The organism is Actinomycetes bacterium (assembly GCA_035506535.1).
Classification (GTDB): domain Bacteria; phylum Actinomycetota; class Actinomycetes; order DATJPE01; family DATJPE01; genus DATJPE01.
Genome location: DATJPE010000031.1, coordinates 1 through 15,621 on the forward strand (window position 1 = coordinate 1; position 15,621 = coordinate 15,621).

Below are 15,621 nucleotides of genomic sequence, written 5' to 3' on the forward strand. Positions count from 1 at the left end.
GTTCTTCATGCGCCGCACCGCGGAGCAGGAGCACGCGGTGCTGCTCACGGTCGAGGCGGACGGCACTGAGCGGGTGCTCGTCGACCCCTGCGAGATCGACCCCTCGGGCCTGACCACGCTGGACTCCTGGCAGCCGTCCAAGGAAGGCGCGCTCCTGGCCTACCAGCTCTCCGAGGGGGGCACCGAGGAGTCCGTCGTCCGCGTCCTGGATGTCCGCACCGGCGAGCAGGTCGACGGGCCCATCGACCGGGCCCGGTACACCCCGATCGCGTGGCTGCCGGGCGGCACGGCGTACTACTACGTACGTCGACTCGCCCCCGAACTCCTCCCCGCCGGGGAGGAGCAGTTCCACCGGCGAGTGTGGCTGCACCGCGTCGGGACCTCCCCCGAAGAAGACGCGCTCGTCTTCGGCGAGGGGCGCAAGGCCACCGAGTACTTCGGCGTGTCCGTCAGCCGCGACGGGCAGTGGCTGCAGATCTCCGCCGCGGAGGGGACCGCCCCCCGCAACGACCTGTGGGTGGCACACCTGCCGTCCGGTCCGCTCGAGGCCCCCGCCCTCATCCCGGTGCAGGTCGACGTCGACGCGCAGACCGGGCTGGAGTTCTGCCGCGACGGGCGGGTGCTGGTGTCCACCGACCGGGACGCACCCCGCGGCCGGCTGTGCGTCACCGATCCCGCCGATCCGACGTACGAGCAATGGCGCGACCTCGTCCCGCAGGACCCGGAGGCCGTCCTCGAGGGCTACGCGGTGCTGGACGGCCCGGAGCTGGACCGGCCGGTTCTGCTCACGTCGTGGACGCGCCATGCCGTGTCCGAGCTGGCCGTGCACGACCTGGCGACAGGGGAGCGACTGGGCAGCGTCGGGCTCCCGGGGCTGGGCACGATCGGCGGCATCATCGAGCGCCCCGAGGGCGGCCACGAGGCCTGGTTCGGCTACACCGACCACACGACGACGTCGACGGTCCTTCGCTACGACGCGCTCTCCGGCGAGACCTCGGTGTGGGCCGCCGCCCCGGGCAGCGTCGAGGTGCCCGGGGTGCAGACGCGACAGGTGACCTACGACTCCGCCGACGGGACGCAGGTGCGCATGTTCGTGATCGCGCCCGCCGGTGCCGAGCCCGACCGGCCACGACCGACGGTCCTGTACGGCTACGGCGGATTCGGCCTCTCCCTCACACCCGGGTACTCGGCGTCGATCCTCGCCTGGGTGGAGGCCGGCGGCGTCTGGGCCGTCGCCGGCCTGCGCGGCGGTGGCGAGGAGGGCGAACAGTGGCACCGCGACGGGATGCTCGCCAACAAGCACCACGTCTTCGAGGACTTCCACGCGGCCGCGCAGTGGCTGGTGTCAGCCGGCTGGACCACGCCGGAGCAGCTGGCGATCCAGGGGGGCTCGAACGGCGGCCTGCTGGTCGGGGCCGCTCTCACCCAGCGCCCGGACCTCTACCGCGCGGTCGTCTGCTCGGCGCCGCTGCTCGACATGGTCCGCTACGAGCGTTTCGGCCTGGGCGCGACCTGGAACGTCGAGTACGGCTCCGCCGAGGACGCCGAGGAGCTCGAGTGGCTGCTGGGCTACTCGCCCTACCACCACGTCGCCGACGAGACCGACTACCCCGCGGTGCTGTTCACCGTCTTCGACGGGGACAGCCGGGTCGACCCGCTGCACGCGCGCAAGATGACGGCCGCCCTGCAGCACGCGACGAGCGGCACCCGCCCGATCCTGCTGCGCGCCGAGCCCGACGTCGGGCACGGGGCGCGGGCCGTGAGCCGCAGCCTCGACCTCGCGGCGGACGTCCTCGCGTTCACGGCGTACGAGACCGGGCTCGCGCTGCCCGACTGAGCGCGCGCCGACCGAAGCGTTCCCCGTCCGGCCCCTAGACTGCCTGCCCGTGAGGTTCGCGGAGGTGCTGGCGAGCGGCACGTCCTCCGCCTCCCCCACGCCGTCGGAGTCGGCCTCGAGCCTGGCTCAGCAGACCGCGAACGCGATCACCTGGCCGCTGAAGGCGATCCTGTTCATCGGCCTCGGCGTGCTGGCCGCGATGCTGCTTCGCTGGATCGTGCACCGCCTCATCGACCGTTCGGTGCGCACCTTCACCGACAACGCCTTGTCCCGCCGCCTCGCGCGGACCAAGGCGGGCACGACGATCGGCATCGCCGACGAGGCCACCGTGGAACGCATGCGCCAGCGGACTCTGACCGTGGGCAGCCTGCTGAAGAGCGTCTCGACTTTCATCATCTTCAGCGTCGCTGTGGTCGTCGTCCTCGCGATGCTCGGCCTCAACGTCGCCCCGATCCTCGCCAGCGCCGGCGTGGTCGGCATCGCGGTCGGCTTCGGCGCCCAGAGCCTCATCAAGGACTTCCTCACCGGCGTCTTCATGATCATGGAGGACCAGTACGGCGTCGGCGACGTGATCGACACGGGCCAGGCGATCGGCACCGTGGAGGACGTCGGGCTGCGGGTGACGAGGATCCGCGACGACCAGGGTGTGATCTGGTACGTCCCCAACGGCTCCATCACGAGAGTGGGCAACCGCAGCCACGGCTGGGCCGTCGCCATCGTCGACGTGCCGATCGGCCTCCAGGAGGACATCGAGCGGGCCACGCGCGTGATCCAGGAGACGGCCGAGAGCACCATCGCCGAGGCGGAGTTCGCGGACCGCGTGCTCGACGACCCCCCGACCGTCCACGTCGAGAGCATCTCGGCCTTCAGCGTGCTCCTCCGGCTGACCATCCGCACCCAGCCGCAGGCGAACCGCCCGGTCGCCCAGGCCGTCCGCGCCCGGGTCCTCGACGCGCTGGCCAAGGCCGGGATCGCCAGCCCCGGCCAGGTCCGCTCCCGCGACCCCGAGGCATTCGACGAGCAGATCCCGGCCACCTGACCGAGACTGGCCAGGTGAGCCGCGTCGGGCCCGGGTCCCTGGTGGTGGTGACCGGAGCGACGGGTTACGTCGGCGGTCGCCTCGTCCCCGAGCTGCTCGCCGCGGGCTACCGGGTGCGGTGCCTCGTCCGCTCCCCCGTCAAGCTGTCCCAGGTGCCCTGGGTGAGCCAGGCCGAGGTAGTCCAGGGCGACCTCGCCGACCCCGATGCCGTGGCCACGGCCTTCGCCGGGGCCGACGCGGTGTACTACCTCGCGCACTCCCTCGGCAGCTCGGCCTTCGAGGACCTGGACCGGCGGCAGGCGAGCACCGTAGCGCGAGCGGCCGAGGACGCCGGGATCGCCCGGCTGGTCTACCTGGGTGGCCTGACCCCCGGCGGCCCCGACGTCTCGCCGCACCTGCGCTCCCGGACCGAGGTGGGCGACATCCTGCTGGCCTCGACGGTCCCCACGGTCGTCCTGCGCGCGGCCGTGATCATCGGCTCGGGCTCGGCCTCCTTCGAGATGCTGCGCTACCTGACCGAGCGGCTGCCGGTGATGGTCACGCCCCGGTGGGTGGACTCACGCATCCAGCCCATCGCCATTCGCGACGTCCTGCGCTACCTCGTGGCGAGCGCGGCGCTGCCGCCAGAGGTCGACCGGGCCTTCGACATCGGCGGTCCCGACGTCCTGACCTACCGCGAGATGATGCAGCGCTACGCCCGGGTGGCCGGGCTCCGGCCGCGCGTCATCCTGCCCGTGCGGGTCCTCAGCCCGTGGCTGTCGGCGCACTGGGTCGGCGTGGTGACGCCGGTACCCGCCCCCCTCGCCCGTCCCCTCGTCGAGTCGCTGCGCAACGAGGTGGTGGCCCGCGAGCACGACATCGCGCAGTGGGTCCCCGACCCGCCCGAGGGGCTCCTCGGTCTCGACGAGGCGCTGCGGCTGGCCCTGGCGCGCATCCGCGAGGCGGACGTGGCGACGAGGTGGACCAACGCTGCGACCCCCGGTGCTCCGAGCGACCCGCTGCCCTCGGACCCCGAGTGGTCAGGGGGCTCCCTGTACGTCGACGAGCGCGAGCGGCCGGTCGACGCCGACCCGGCGACCCTGTGGCGGGTGCTCGAGGGCATCGGCGGGGAGCGCGGCTGGTACTCCTTCCCCCTCGCGTGGGCGATCCGCGGCTGGCTGGACCGCGCGGTCGGCGGGGTGGGGCTACGACGCGGGCGCCGAGACCCCGATCACGTCATCGTCGGGGAGTCGCTGGACTGGTGGCGCGTCGAGGAGCGGGTGCCCGGGCAGCTGCTGCGGTTACGGGCCGAGATGCGGGTTCCGGGACTGGCCTGGCTCGAGCTCGCAGTCCGCACCGACCCGACGCGCTACCACCAACGGGCGCTGTTCCACCCCCGTGGTCTGCTCGGCCACGCCTACTGGTGGAGCGTGGCTCCCTTTCACTCCTTCGTGTTCGGCGGGATGGTGCGCAACATCGCCCGCGCGGCCGAACGGATGGACCGGGCTCAGGCCTTGGCCGAGACCGCGCCCACCCAGGAGGAGGAGCCGGGTGCGCCGGGGAACACCGAGGACAGGTCCCCGGAGGAGACCCGGCAGCGCTTCGAGAGGATCTCCGACAGCACGCTGCGGTAGTCGGTGGTGGCGTTGAGGTCGCCGTCGATGAGGGCCGGGTCGGCCAGGGTCGGCCACGGACCGCTGAGGTGGACCTGGCCGCCGGCCACTCCGCCTCCCAGGAGCATCACCGCGGTGCCGTACCCGTGGTCGACGCCGTGGTCGCCGTTCTCCTCGGCCCGGCGGCCGAACTCGGTGAGGGTCACCAGCGTGACGTCGTTCATCCGCGTGCCGAGGTCGGTCGCGAAGGCGGCCAGCGCCTTGGCGAGCTCGTCGAGGTGGTCGCGCATCCAGTTGTCGTCGGTCCCGCCGATGTTGCCCGCGGTGCTCGCCGGCCCGAGACCCACGTGCATGTCCCAGTCCCCGTAGTCGATGCAGGCGATCTGCAGCCCGACGTTGGCCTTGATCAGCCGGGCGACGTCGCGCAGCGCGGTCGCGAGCGAGGAGTTCGTGTCGTACGTCGCGCCGTTCTCCGGGACGTAGTCCGAGGCCTGGCCCAGGCCGGCGACGGTGTCGATCGCGTCCAGGGTGGTGTCCGCCGGCTGGCGCAACGCCGTGGCCGCTCCCGAGTGCAGCGCTCGCAGTGCGGTGCCCCACTGCTGGCGGTCGGCGTCGTTGTCCGCACCCGACAGCTTGAAGTCGTCGAGACTGTAGACGGCCAGCTCCGGGTTGGGACCGAGCAGGGAGTCCGGCGGCAGGTTGTCGCCGACCTCCATGGCCTGGAAGGACGAGCCGGTCAGGCCACGTACGCCCAGGACCCGGTCCAGCCAGCCCGTGCGCAGCGAGCCGTCGAAGCTCGCCTTCTCCATCTCCTCCGTCGCCTGGAAGTGGGAGCGGTCCGGCGCGGGCAGTCCGCACGCGTGCACCACGCCGAACGTCCCGGCCGTCCAGAAGCTCTGCAGCGGGGCCAGGGCGGGATGCAGCCCGAACATGGAGTCGACGGTGCCCGACAGCAGCTGGCTGCCGGACAGGCCGATGGTGGGCCGAAGCGTCGCGTAGGCCGGGTCGCCGTACGGGACGACGACGGACAGCCCGTCCATGCCGCCGCGGAAGGACAGCACGACCAGGGTGTCGCCGGTGTAGGAGGAGTCGGCCCACGCGTAGTGCGTACGCAGCAGCGGGGCGGCCGCCGCGGCAGCGCCGAGGACGCCGGCGCGGGCGAACAGCTGGCGGCGGGTGAAGCCGTGCTGGGCGCAGTCGCAGGAGGGGCGCGCACCCGGCCGGGCGGTACGTAGGGTCATGTCCTGCCTCAGCGCATCTCGTGGTAGGGGCTGTCGAGGATCAGCGCCACGACCTTGGGCATCTGCCAGGAGAACCAGCCGTCGTTGTACGCCGTGAGGTCCTGCGTGATCGCGCCGGTGGCGCTCTTGCCCATGAAGGCCAGCACCGCCGTCTTGTGCTCCGGACGCAGGGTCTGTCCCAGCAGCCGGACGGCCAGCCCGTCGACGTAGGAGCCCCAGGTCTTCGGCAGCGTGGCCGGCAGCAGGTAGCGCGCGAGACTGCTCTGGTTCGGGTACTTCTTGCCGTCCACCGGGCTCTTCGGCCAGGTCAGGGTCTTGTCCGACGCGCTCGGCCACCAGCCGGCCACGTGGCTCATGTGCGTCGACCAGCGGCCGAGCAGGCCACTGGAGGACTGCCAGGACACCGCGACGTCCGGGTAGCCGTCGGGCTGAGGCCAGTTCATCGGCGCGTGGCCCATGTCCTGCAGCTGCCAGTAGATCGCCTGCAGCCCGTCGCGCCACGAGGGGTCGTCGGAGACGGCCGGCACGTCGGGCAGCGGCGACTGGGTGACGCCGAGGGTGCGCAGCGCGCCGACGATGTCCTCGTACGGTCGCTTCACCTTCTGCTCCACCGAGGTCGCGAACTCCCGGCTGGTGAACAGCGTGCGCAGCACCGGGACGATCGCGGTGTCGTTGGCGGTGTACGCGTTCGCCATCCGGGTGACCAGGCTGTCCGGGGGGTTGTCGGACACGAAGTGAGTCGCCAGCTTCAGTGCGAGGCGCTGCGCGGTCTTGGGGTGCCGGGCGAGCCAGAGCAGATAGGCGTTCGCGTCCGCCTCACCGCCGGAGGCCTTGTGGGTGTTGAACGTGTGACCCATCACCTGGACGGGGGAGGGGTAGTGGATCGTCGTGTCGTAGTAGTACTCGAGATGGGTCCACGACGCGTTCTTGGGGTTGCCCGAGTTGTCGTCGTACGGCGGCTTGAGGTTCTTCAGGGTAAGCCCGGTGAGGATCTTCGCGGAGGCGTAGATGTCGTTCTCGTCGTAGCCCGCGTCGACGCCGACCGTGTGCAGCTCGAGGACCTCACGACCGTAGTTCTCGTTGGGCTGGTCCTTCGTCGACTCGGCCTGGTTCAGGTAGTTGAGCATCGCCGGGTGCTTGGCGGACGCGAGCAGCATGTCCTTGAAGTTGCCCAGGGCGTGCTTGCGGATGACGTCGCGGTCGTAGAGGTGCCGGTTGTCCCACACGCTGTCGCTCGGACAGGTGACGTTGAGGTGGTTCGACCAGAACTCGACCATCACCTCGAACAGCTGCCGCTTGCTCCAGAGCGAGCGCGCGACCGTGGCGAGCAACGTGTCGGTCATCATGTCGCCGGAGTAGTTGGTGAACTGGTTGGTGTCCCACACCTGGCGGATCGTCCAGTTCAGCCGTGGGAAGTGCTTGGCGAGGATCGCGTCCATCGTCGTGTCGGAGACGGTCGACGGGGCCAGCTGCTGCTCGAGCCAGGTCCGGGTCCCGACGGCGCGGACCTCCTTCTCGAGGGTGGGCGTGTAGCCGTAGGTCGCGCGGCGGATCAGGTGCAGGACCGGGTCGGTCGCGAGGTAGCGGTGCGACGTCGGGGACCCCGGCGGCTTCGGCGTGGCGGCCTGGGCCGGCACGGCGAGCAGGCTGGTCCCACCCGCGGCCGTGACCAGGGCACCAGCGCCCATCGCAGCAACGACACCTCGACGAGACACCACCTGGCCGGCCACGTCTTGGCCCTCGACGCCGCAGAGGCCGGTGCTGATCGCCCACTCGGGTGAGGGAGGATGGGCGGGTGAGCGAGGCGCCCGAGGAGAACTTCTACGAAGCCGTCGGCGGAGCCGACACCTTCCGGCGTCTCGTGGCGCGCTTCTACGCGGGAGTCGCAGAGGACCCCGTCCTCCGGCCCCTGTATCCCGAGGCGGACCTCGGTCCCGCCGAGGACCGGCTGCGGATGTTCCTCGAGCAGTACTGGGGCGGCCCGAGGACGTACTCGCAGCAGCGCGGGCATCCGCGGCTGCGCATGCGCCACGCCCCGTTCACGATCGGGCCCACGGAGCGGGATGCGTGGCTGGCCCGGATGCGCACCTCGGTCGAGGAGCTCGGCCTGTCCGCCGAGCACGAGCGCGAGCTCTGGGACTACCTCGTCATGGCCGCGTACAGCATGGTGAACACCTTCGAGTGAGCCGGCGCCCGTAGGCTTCGGCCAATGACACCCGCACCGTGGTGGCGCGACGCCGTCATCTACCAGGTCTACATCCGTTCCTTCGCCGACTCCGACGGCGACGGCGTCGGGGACCTCCCCGGCATCCATTCCCGTCTCGGCTACCTCAGCGAGCTCGGCGTGGACGCGCTGTGGATCACGCCGTTCTACCCCTCCCCCATGGCCGACGGTGGCTACGACGTGGCGGACTACCGCGACGTCGAGCCGGTCTTCGGGACCCTGGCCGACTTCGACGCGATGCTCAGCGACGCGCACGCGCTCGGGCTGCGGGTGATCATCGACATCGTCCCGAACCACACGAGCGAAGCTCACGCGTGGTTCCAGGCGGCGCTCGCGGCAGGGCCGGGCAGCCAGGAGCGCGAGCGCTACGTCTTCCGGGACGGCCGCGGCCCCGACGGGTCCCTGCCGCCCTCGAACTGGCCGTCAGTCTTCGGCGGGAGCGCCTGGACGCGGGTTCCGGACGGCCAGTGGTACCTGCACCTGTTCACCCCGGAGCAGCCGGACCTCAACTGGGCCCTGCCCGAGGTGCGCGAGGAGTTCCACTCGATCCTGCGCTTCTGGCTCGACCGCGGGGTCGACGGGTTCCGCATCGACGTCGCCCACGGGCTGGCCAAGGACCACGCCGAGCCGCTGCGGGACCTTGACCTGGGCCAGACCGGCTTGCTCGACGCCTATGGCGGGGAGGACAACCCCCTGTGGGACCGCGAGGACGTCCACGACATCTACCGCGGTTGGCACGAGGTCCTCGCGTCCTATCCCGGGGACCGGATGTCGGTCGCCGAGGCCTGGGTCAACACCCCGGAGCGGCGCGCCCGCTACCTGCGGCCGGACGAGCTCAGCCAGGCGTTCAACTTCGACTTCCTCAAGAGCGAGTGGGCCTACACATCGTTGCGCCAGGCGATCGAGGCCGAGCTCGCCACCGTCGGCCTGGTCGGGGCCGCGGCGACGTGGGTGCTCGCGAACCACGACGTCCGACGTGAGGTCACCCGCTACGGGGACGGGGAGCTCGGCCAGCGACGGGCGCGCGCGGCGGCGCTGCTCCTGCTGGCGCTGCCCGGGTCGGCCTACGTCTACCAGGGCGAGGAGCTCGGTCTGCCGGAGGTCCTGGACCTCCCGGACGAGGTGCGCGCGGACCCGGTGTTCGCCCGCACCAAGGGCGAGCGCAAGGGCCGCGACGGATGCCGGGTCCCGCTGCCGTGGTGGGGCAGCGAAGCCCCGTACGGCTTCGGCCCCGACGGCTCCCGCCCCTGGCTGCCCCAGCCGTCGACCTGGGCCGACCTCAGCGTCGAGGCCCAGGCCGAGCGCGCCGACTCGATGCTCGTGCTCTATCGCAACGCCCTGGCGCTGCGCCAGTTCATCGCCGGTGAGACCGCCCTCACGTGGGTCGAGGACCTCGGGCCCGACGTACTGGCCTTCCGCCGCGGCGACGGCTTCCTGTGCCTGGTCAACCTCGGCACGACCTCGGTCGCACCGCCCAACGGGACCGAGGTGCTGCTCTCGAGCGACCCCGCGTACGTCGCCGCCGGCCCGATCGCTCCCGACACCGCTGCCTGGCTGCGCACCTGATCGACCGGGACCTACCCGTCGGGCGCGTGCGGCGGGCCGGTCTTCAGTGGTCGGCCGTAGCTGGTGATCCGCAGGTCGTCGGGCGGCTTGGTGTAGGTATTGCCGGCGGGGGTAGTCCACGTCACCGTCCCGTCCGGATGCTTGGTGATCCCGAAGCCGTAGACGGTCTTGAGCTGGTGCGAGGACCAGCACAGTCCGTTGAGGTTCGCTGCGCTGGTCGGCCCACCCAGTGCCCAGTCCTTGGCGTGGTCGGTCTCCACCGGCTTCGCGGCGCACCCTGGGCAGCGGCAGTCCTGGCCTCCGCCGAGCAGGTAGTCGCGCAGCTTGCCGGTGGGGGCGTAGCGGGTGCGGCCGAAGTCCAGCAGGTGTCCGTCGGCGTCCTCGAGGATGAAGCGACGCCACTCCGCGTCGTCGGCCAGAATCTGGACGAGCTCGGCGGGCAGGTCGCCGTACCGCTCGAGGCGCGCCAAGCCGCCCTGCTCCTGCGCAAGGAGGAGGTCCGCTGCCTCGATGACGACCCCGACCCTGATCTGCGCCGACGGTCCCATGGCCAGCCCGAGCGGGTTCAGCGGGTCGACGTGGTCGGAGCCGCCGTCATGGCCGTCCACGCCCGGCTCCGGGGAAGCCAGCCAGGCGAGCAGCTCGGAGCCGGTCGGCTCGGAGCAGGCCGCGAGCCCGTCAACTCCCGACACCTGCTCGGCGAGCAGCCAGGCGCGGTCCTCCTCGCCGACCGGCAGCGTCTGACCGCAGCAGGCGCAGGCACTGTCCCCGTAGGGGGTGTGCGGGCAGCTCATCAGACCGAGACCGGCCAGCTCGAGCCGCGCGGACCTCGACCAGCGCAGGAGGATGCGTCCCTGCCAGACACCCAGCCGCTCCCTCGCGTGGCCCGCGGCGACGGCCGCTCGCTGGGCCGCCTTCGCCTCGGCCCTCAGGGTCGCCTCGATCTCCGCGGTCCACAGTGCGGGCGCCGTGAGCTGGAGGGCCCCCATGCCGTCACCGGCGTCCCAGGAGCGCAGCCCGGACTCCCGGCTCACGGCGGACAGGTGCCGGGCGAGGTGGTCCTCGCCGGCTTCGAGACGCGACACGCGTGTCAGCGTCTGCTTCAACCGGGTCACCGGCAGCGAGACGGCCTTGGGGAGGACCCGCGCCTCGACCGCTGCGCACTGCGGCGCACTCAGGCGACGGGTCGACTCAGAGACCAGCCCGGCCCGGTAGAGCGACAGCTTCCCCGACTGCACCAGCGCCCTCGTCCCCGGGAGCCGGTCGCGCAGGTCCGTCGCGAGCATCACGCGCTCGCGCGCGAAGGACTCCGAGCAGTTCAACGCCAGCCTCGCGTACTCGAGGCCGAGCCGGTCCGGCTCCGGGCTCCCCAGAACGGGGGCCTGTTCGGCCGCCTCTGCCGCTGTCCCTGCCTCCCCCGCCGGCTCGGCGTCTGAGGCCGACCCCGCCGCCCAACCGACCCCGTGGCCGGACTCCGAGCCAGCGGCGTCGCGAGGGGCCGCGAGGGCGGCGATCCCGGCCATCGACAGCGACCCGAGCCACGCGAGGTTGGCTTCGACCTGCTCGACATAGGTGGCGCGCTCCCGCGCCCCGAGCAGCTCCGGGTCGAGCGACGCGAGCTCATGCACCGCACGCGGGCCTGGGGCGAGCCGCCCCGAGAGCACGCCGCCACAGGCCGGGTCGGCGGGGTCGTAGGTCGCGATCCCGGCGGGACAGGGCACCTCGTAGGGGTCCGGCAGCGTCGCGTCGAGCATCGCCGCGAACTCGGCGTCGACATCGGCCTCGCCGAGAAGAACGGCGAGCACGCTTTCGAACATGCGTTCGATAGTATTGAATACGCCGAGGAACCGCAAGGGGTTGTGCACACCAATACCCGGTCGCGGCCAAGGTCTCGCGGGCTCGGTGTTACCAAGCGAGCGGGGGACGCGTGAGCCGCAGCCAAGGGTCGCTATCCGGGGCCAGAACATCGCGAATGTGTGCAACGTGTCGGCAACGCTCCCATTGAGACGTGGCCGAGTCCCCCGGCGGATACCGAGAGCCGGCGAGAACCACGCCGGCCCACCACGCCCCTCGCCCAGCATCACAGGCGGCTCACTGAAACCCCGCGCACACCAAGATCACGAAAGATCGAGGTTGGGTGACGGACACAGCATGGCGGCTCGGGGATCTCGCGACTACTGCCTTGAGCGTGTGGGCACCGTGAGACGCTGGTGCCGTGTCCAAGAACCTGCCCTGGCTCGGGGGGATCTACGTTGCGGGTGTCGCCATCTTGGGTCTCACAAGCGCCTTGGTCCCGTCCGCCACTGACGCCTGGGTGATCGCCTGGATGGCGACGATGCCGCTAGCCATCGTGGCGTACCCCCTTGCCGCTGCCACGGCCGTCCTGCTGCCTGGGCCGATCGGTTACGTGGCTGTGTTCCTGAGCTTCCCGGCAACGGCCTACGTGCAGTTCCAGATCGCAAGAGCCCTCTGCATTGCGGCCCGCACCGCCTATCGGGACTGTCAGTTGCGCCGAGCGAGGGTGGCCTAGAGGCGGAGAACCATCCCCGCCTCGTCGAATCCGACGGCGCGCGAAGCGCATGATCAGCAAGGGGAGTGCGCGACCACTAGGTTGTCTGCATGGCCAAGGGGGACTCAATGATCGTGATCCACCGCGCCGACAACGATAAGCCCTGGCCAACACTCGTCCTGACCCCCGGCGAGCCCGTAGGAAAGCCGACGCGGGGCATCGTGAGTTGGGAGGACCTTCGCGCCCTGGCCACTGAGCACGACGTGTCACCGAAGATGATCCATCTCACCAGGGCGGCCGCGGAGCAGATCCGCGCGGCGTACGGCCCCGCTCCTTGGTAGCCCCCGCACACCAACCCCCCTCGTCGTCGTGCTGCAGGCAGTCGCTTTCGACCTTCGGTGCGGTCAGACGATCTCCTCTGCCATCCGCTCGGCAGTCGGCCGGACTCGGGTTCGTAGGGGTTGCCAGTCTTCTTCGACCTCGTCGAGGTAGACCGACCTCGCGTGCGCCAGGACGGCCCGCTCGCCCGGCGACAAGCGCGGCAACGCCCACGCGGCGGCCGCGTCCTTGGACTCCAGCTGTCCGGTGTCAACGCTCTCCCAGGCCCGCGCGAGGGTGAGCAGGACGTTCGTCGTGTCCGAGTCCAGGTCAGCGAGCAGCTGCGGGACACCGGCCTGGCTGGCAGCAGCCACGTCCGAGGCCGGGACCGGTTCGAGCACGCGGCTCGTTGGTGGCCCGAAGATCACCTGTCCATGGGTGAGCACGTCCGCCAGGACGACGGCCAGATCCGGACGGATGTGGGGCTCGGGCAGCCGCCCGCGCTGGACTGACTCTCGCAGCCACTCGCCGTACAGGAAGTCGACTCGCGGCGGGTATCGCCACGGCCGCAGGTCAGGCTGGCTGACCACGGTCACCTCGACAGGCCGCGGCTTCCCGTCCCGCCGGGGGTGACGTCCCGACTTCCGCAGCAGCAGGGCAACCAGCTCGGCCCGTTCCCTGGCATCGAGGCTCCTGCTCGCGACGACCAACACGTCCACGTCGCTTCTGGAGCGCGTCTGCCCGCGCGCAGCCGAGCCGTGCAGGTACACCCCGATGAGGACGCCCCCCAGGGTCGATCGCAGACTGCGGACGAGGTCGTCCACGTGCGCCGAGTCTCCGTGAGCGGGCGTGGCCACCCTGACACGCTAGATCGATTCGGCGGTCACTCCGAGCGGGAGACCAGGCGAACGCGACCTCCACAGAACGGACCCGCCCGGGCAGGCCAGGCGGCGCCAGGCGCCGGAGGCGGCGGCGCGTACCTCACCCTGCTCACCGAGCAGCCCCAGCGAGACCGCCGCGTGCGCCATCCGCAGCGGCAGGTCGAGGACGAGGGTCTGGCCCCAGACGTCCTCGGCGAGCCGCTCGAGCGCTTCGGGCGTGCGAGCGGGCTCCGCGAGGGCGTCGGCGCGGCGCTGGAAGGCTTCGACCGCCACCGCCACCTGGGCCGCCACCGTGGCCACCGGCACGACCGCCCGGGTCAGCCACCCGCCCCGGGGCGGCAGCTGGGCGGCCCAGACCGGGCCCACCACCCCCGGTGGGAGCCGCAGGCGCGCAGCGTCATCGAGGGCCTCCAGCAGCCGCCGGGCGCTGACCGTGGCATCGACCTCCGCCTCCCCCAGGAGGGCGAGCGGGCGCAGTGCCAGCACCCCGAACGGCGGGCCGGACCACACCCCCGCGACCAGACCGCGCGCCTGGACCCGTACGGCCGCCCGGTCGTCGAGGGCGAGGACGCGCCGTAGGTAGCTGTGCAGGCCGGCCCGCTCGGCCGCGGAGAGGGCAAGGGTCACGAGGGCGTCGGCTCGTCCTCGAGGGAGAGCAGGTGCATCCGCTCCTCGTCGGTCAGCGACCGGGACACACCCTCGCCCCGTTCCCACGCGGCCATCAAGGTGGACGCGCGCGCATAGACGGTGCCGTCGTCCTCGCGGACGACGTAGCGGAAGGTCCACGTCCGCCGGCTGACCCCGTCGACCCAGATGTCGATCGGCACTGGGCGCGACCGGTAGACCAGCGGCCGTCTGTAGTGGATCTCATGCTTCACGACCACGACGCCGGACTCCAGCAGCCCACCCAGCGGCACGGCGTCGAACAGCGAGATGCGCGCCTGCTCGAGGTAGACGAGGTAGGCCACGTTGTTGACGTGGCCATAGGCGTCCATGTCCGACCACCGCAGCGGGCAGCGGCAGGTGTGGCGGGCCATGCGTCAGCCGCGGGTGAGACGGCGGTACGTCGCCCGGTGCGGGCGTACCGCGTCGGGCCCGAGCCGCTCGACCTTGTTGGCCTCGTATGCCTCGAAGTTGCCCTCGAACCAGAACCACGTCGACTCGCCCTCCGAGGCGAGGATGTGCGTGGCGACGCGGTCGAGGAACCACCGGTCGTGAGAGATGACCACGGCGCAGCCCGGGAACTCGAGCAGGGCGTTCTCGAGCGATGACAACGTCTCCACATCGAGGTCGTTCGTCGGCTCGTCGAGGAGCAGCAGGTTTCCGCCCTGCTTGAGGGTCAGCGCGAGGTTGAGCCGGTTGCGCTCACCGCCCGACAGCACACCCGCGGGCTTCTGCTGGTCGGGGCCCTTGAACCCGAAGGCGGAGACGTAGGCCCGCGAGGGCATCTCGACGTTGCCCACCTTGATCCAGTCGAGCCCGTCGGAGACGACCTCCCAGAGGGTCTTGCTGGGGTCGATGCCGGCTCGTCCCTGGTCGACGTAGGAGATCTTCACGGTGTCGCCGACGCGCATGGCGCCGTCGTCGGGCTTCTCCTCCCCCACGATCATCTTGAACAGGGTGGTCTTGCCGGCGCCGTTCGGGCCAATGACGCCGACTATCCCGTTGCGGGGCAACGAGAAGCTGAGGTCGTCGACGAGGACCCGGTCGTCGAAGCCCTTGACGAGGTGATCGGCCTCGACGACGACCTGGCCCAGGCGCGGGCCCGGCGGGATCTGGATCTCCTCGAAGTCGAGCTTGCGGTACTTGTCCGCCTCTGCCGCCATCTCCTCGTAGCGCTGCAGACGCGCACGACTCTTCGCCTGGCGGCCCTTGGCGTTCGAGCGGACCCACTCGAGCTCCTCGCGGAGGCGCTTCTGGCGCTTGACGTCCTTCTGCCCCTCGACCTTCATGCGCGCGGCCTTGGTCTCGAGGTAGGTGGAGTAGTTGCCCTCATAGGGGTACGCGCGGCCGCGGTCGAGCTCGAGGATCCACTGGGCGACGTTGTCGAGGAAGTAGCGGTCGTGGGTGACGGCCACCACGGTCCCGGCGTACTTCTCGAGGTGCTGCTCGAGCCACTGGACCGACTCGGCGTCGAGGTGGTTCGTCGGCTCATCGAGCAGCAGCAGATCGGGCTGCTGCAGCAGCAGCTTGCACAGCGCAACACGGCGACGTTCGCCACCGGAGAGCTTGGTGACGTCGGCGTCTCCGGGCGGCAGGCGCAGCGCGTCCATCGCCTGATCGAGCCTCGAGTCGAGCTCCCACGCATCGTGGGTCTCGATGACATCGATCAGCTCGGCTTGGCGAGCGAGCAACGAGTCGAAGTCGGCGTCGGGCGCCGCCATCTTCTCGTTGATCTCCTCGTACTCCGCGAG

Annotated in this window: 12 protein-coding genes and 1 pseudogene; 6 read left to right on the forward strand and 7 right to left on the reverse strand. The window is 71.2% G+C overall.

Annotation, left to right across the window (positions count from 1 at the left end; all coding sequences use genetic code 11):
- From VMI11_05120 to VMI11_05130, 3 genes are all read left to right on the forward strand, one after another.
- Positions 1-1,837 (forward strand): prolyl oligopeptidase family serine peptidase (locus VMI11_05120; protein HTY71790.1); only part of this gene is annotated, 1,837 nt, incomplete at its 5' end.
- 49 nt (positions 1,838-1,886) lie between these two features.
- Complete coding sequence (locus tag VMI11_05125) at positions 1,887-2,876, forward strand: mechanosensitive ion channel family protein (GenBank protein ID HTY71791.1); 990 nt, start codon at positions 1,887-1,889, stop codon at positions 2,874-2,876.
- 14 nt (positions 2,877-2,890) lie between these two features.
- Positions 2,891-4,489 (forward strand): SDR family oxidoreductase, encoded by a 1,599-nt coding sequence (locus VMI11_05130; GenBank protein HTY71792.1) that lies wholly within the window; start codon positions 2,891-2,893, stop codon positions 4,487-4,489.
- Positions 4,490-4,539: 50 nt separating this feature from the next.
- Here VMI11_05130 and VMI11_05135 read toward each other — a convergent pair.
- Positions 4,540-5,709: pseudogene (locus VMI11_05135) on the reverse strand (DUF1501 domain-containing protein).
- 8 nt (positions 5,710-5,717) lie between these two features.
- Positions 5,718-7,397: a DUF1800 domain-containing protein gene (locus VMI11_05140; protein ID HTY71793.1), complete on the reverse strand. Its 1,680-nt coding sequence runs from the start codon at positions 7,395-7,397 to the stop codon at positions 5,718-5,720.
- Between the two features lie 107 nt (positions 7,398-7,504).
- Here VMI11_05140 and VMI11_05145 point away from each other — a divergent pair, with 107 nt between their 5' ends.
- Complete coding sequence (locus VMI11_05145; GenBank protein ID HTY71794.1) at positions 7,505-7,894, forward strand: globin; 390 nt, start codon at positions 7,505-7,507, stop codon at positions 7,892-7,894.
- Between the two features lie 24 nt (positions 7,895-7,918).
- Positions 7,919-9,499 carry a glycoside hydrolase family 13 protein gene (locus VMI11_05150; GenBank protein ID HTY71795.1) on the forward strand — a complete coding sequence of 527 codons (1,581 nt, stop codon included), beginning with the start codon at positions 7,919-7,921 and terminating at the stop codon, positions 9,497-9,499.
- A gap of 11 nt (positions 9,500-9,510) precedes the next feature.
- Here the strand turns inward: VMI11_05150 and VMI11_05155 are convergent, their stop codons facing one another.
- On the reverse strand, positions 9,511-11,316 hold the full coding sequence (locus VMI11_05155) for a DUF222 domain-containing protein (protein HTY71796.1): 1,806 nt from the start codon (positions 11,314-11,316) through the stop codon (positions 9,511-9,513).
- A 398-nt stretch (positions 11,317-11,714) separates the two neighbouring features.
- Between VMI11_05155 and VMI11_05160 the strand changes: the two genes are divergently transcribed.
- Entirely contained in the window at positions 11,715-12,029 is a 315-nt protein-coding gene (locus tag VMI11_05160) for a hypothetical protein (protein ID HTY71797.1), read from the forward strand.
- Between the two features lie 383 nt (positions 12,030-12,412).
- On the opposite strand, the gene VMI11_05165 is transcribed toward VMI11_05160, so the two are convergent.
- The 4 genes from VMI11_05165 to ettA form a co-directional block, all read right to left on the reverse strand.
- Complete coding sequence (locus VMI11_05165) at positions 12,413-13,183, reverse strand: aminoglycoside adenylyltransferase domain-containing protein (protein HTY71798.1); 771 nt, start codon at positions 13,181-13,183, stop codon at positions 12,413-12,415.
- A gap of 9 nt (positions 13,184-13,192) precedes the next feature.
- The gene (locus VMI11_05170) at positions 13,193-13,834 is read right to left on the reverse strand and encodes a hypothetical protein (protein ID HTY71799.1); all 642 of its coding nucleotides are present in this window, start codon (positions 13,832-13,834) and stop codon (positions 13,193-13,195) included.
- Positions 13,831-14,244, reverse strand: coding sequence for an acyl-CoA thioesterase (locus tag VMI11_05175; protein HTY71800.1), 414 nt, complete (start codon positions 14,242-14,244; stop codon positions 13,831-13,833). The genes VMI11_05170 and VMI11_05175 overlap by 4 nt, the downstream gene beginning before the upstream one ends.
- Positions 14,245-14,247: 3 nt before the next feature.
- The coding region (gene ettA / locus VMI11_05180) for an energy-dependent translational throttle protein EttA (GenBank protein HTY71801.1) at positions 14,248-15,621 on the reverse strand (1,374 nt) is incomplete at its 5' end.

Bases quoted from the DNA above. Each gene is read 5' to 3' on its own strand.
- VMI11_05155 (HTY71796.1), bottom strand. From the start codon at position 11,316: ATGTTCGAAAGCGTGCTCGCCGTTCTTCTCGGCGAGGCCGATGTCGAC.
- VMI11_05175 (HTY71800.1), bottom strand. From the start codon at position 14,244: ATGGCCCGCCACACCTGCCGCTGCCCGCTGCGGTGGTCGGACATGGAC.
- VMI11_05150 (HTY71795.1), top strand. From the start codon at position 7,919: ATGACACCCGCACCGTGGTGGCGCGACGCCGTCATCTACCAGGTCTAC.
- VMI11_05140 (HTY71793.1), bottom strand. From the start codon at position 7,397: ATGGGCGCTGGTGCCCTGGTCACGGCCGCGGGTGGGACCAGCCTGCTC.